This is a genomic window from Acidithiobacillus sp. (genome assembly GCF_023255755.1).
Classification (GTDB): Bacteria; Pseudomonadota; Gammaproteobacteria; order Acidithiobacillales; family Acidithiobacillaceae; genus Acidithiobacillus.
In genome coordinates, this window is record NZ_JAGDVS010000096.1 from 1 (window position 1) to 1,969 (window position 1,969).

At 61.0% G+C, this 1,969-nt stretch carries 2 protein-coding genes; both read right to left on the reverse strand.

All coding sequences use genetic code 11. From position 1 onward, the window contains the following. A partial coding sequence (gene ftsW, locus Q0C48_RS06765) for a putative lipid II flippase FtsW (RefSeq protein ID WP_291522764.1) occupies positions 1-1,082 on the reverse strand: 1,082 nt, incomplete at its 3' end. Then, positions 1,079-1,885: a UDP-N-acetylmuramoyl-L-alanine--D-glutamate ligase gene (gene murD, locus Q0C48_RS06770; RefSeq protein WP_366937029.1), complete on the reverse strand. Its 807-nt coding sequence runs from the start codon at positions 1,883-1,885 to the stop codon at positions 1,079-1,081. The genes ftsW and murD, both read right to left, overlap by 4 nt. Positions 1,886-1,969: the final 84 nt, after the last annotated feature.

Here is a 1,969-nt window from a genome sequence, read left to right on the forward strand (position 1 = left end):
GCGCAGAGGAAGACCAGGGCGCTGCCGCCGTAACTGATCAGCGGTAGGGCGAAACCTTTGGTCGGTAGAGCGCCAAGATTTACGCCCATGGACATGACCGCTTCGCCCCCAAACCAGGTCAGCGTGCCGTAGCAGAAAAGAGCGAAGAAGGCATCACCGGCCGCCGCAGCACGGCGGCCGACACGGTAGATCCGCCAGCAGGCGATGCCATAGAGAATCGCCAGGGACCACACCCCCATCATGCCGAGCTCTTCGCCGATCACCGCCAGAATGAAGTCTGTATAGGACTCGGGCAGGTAAAAATATTTCATTACCCCGTCGCCCAGACCGACTCCGAAGATGCCGCCACGCCCAAAGGCAATGAGAGATTGCACCAACTGGAATCCAGCCCCATAAGGATCTGCCCAGGGGTTTTGGAAGGTCGTGATGCGGGCCAGGCGATAAGGCGCTGATACGGCCAGAATTCCGAGCGCGCTACCCGATACGGCGCCGGCCAGGATGACGTAACCCAAGGGCAGGCCGCCCAGAAAGAGCATCACTCCGGTGAGGAGCACCACCATCGCGTAAGAGCCGAAATCCGGTTGCAGAAGCAGGAGCACACCCAGCAGACCGAGCACCACAAAAATTGGCCAGAGCCCCTCTTTGAAGCGGCCCAGCAACTCCCCCTTACGTACCACGTAGCGGGCGAGGAAAAGCAGCAAGGCAAATTTCAGCAACTCAGAAGGCTGCAGGCGGACAATGAGGAAGTTGATCCAGCGATGGGAGCCATTCACCGATACGCCGATAAATGGTATGAAAACAATGATCAAGGAGATTATGGAAAGGCCCATCAGCGGGAAAGTGATGCGCTCCCAGAAATCCAGATCAATGCGGCTGGCGTAATAGAGTATCGTGGCGGCAAAAATGCCGTAGAGGCCCTGCCGCTCGGCAAAGAAGAAAGGGTTGCCGGTCTCGTGCTGGGCGATCGGAGCGCTGGCGGAGTAGACCATGATGAAGCCGAAGCCGAGCAGGGCCAGAATGATCCACCAGAGAACAGTGTCGGCAGGTCCGTCTTCCGCTAACCACCAGCTTGGCCTGGTCATGCCACTCTCCCCGTCACGGTCTGTACGGCTGCGGCAAACTGACGGCCGCGATCCTGATAATCGGTGAACATGTCCGTGCTGGCGCAGGCAGGTGAGAGCAGCACCTGGTCGCCACTCTGCGCCATCTTCGCTGCTGCCTGCACCGCTGCCGGCATGCTGTCGGCGGCTTGCACCGGTAACACGCCAGCCAGCAGTGCAGCTATTTGCGGGCCATCCTTACCAATGACCACGGCCCCCCGCTGACCGAGGCAGGCTTCCCGCAGCGGGCTCAGGTCGGCCCCTTTGCCATCGCCGCCCAGAATCATCACCAGGGGTCCCGGCAAGCCGGACATGGCTTTGAGGGTGGCGCCCAGATTGGTGCCCTTGGAGTCGTCGTAGTAGTTCACCCCGTTTATCTCAGCGATCCAGGCGAGACGGTGGGGCAAACCGGAGAAATTGCGCAAGGCCTGCCGAATGGCGGTAAGTGGGATGTCTACGGCACGAGCGAGCAATGCCGCCGCCAACGCATTTTCGGTGTTATGCCCACCGCGCAGCAGGAGTTGATCCAAGGCCAGCAACGGACCGTCGGTGCGCAGGCAGAGCTGATCATCGGCGGTATAGGCATCGCGATCGCCTGCCCGTCCAAAGAACTGCAGTTGCACCCCTGCCGGAACCTGAGCGGGGAGGGCGGCGGTAAAGGTGTCTTCGGCATTCAGTACCAGCGTATTTCCCGCTCCCATCGCCTGGAAAATGCGCGCCTTGGCGGCACCATAGGCCGTATAGTCGCCGTGCCAGTCCAGATGGTCGGGACTCAGGTTGAGGATGGCGGCGGCGCGTGGGTGAAAGCGCTGGCAGGCAGCGAGCTGAAAGCTGGACTGACGCCGACATTGCCCGCCCTACTCCGCTCC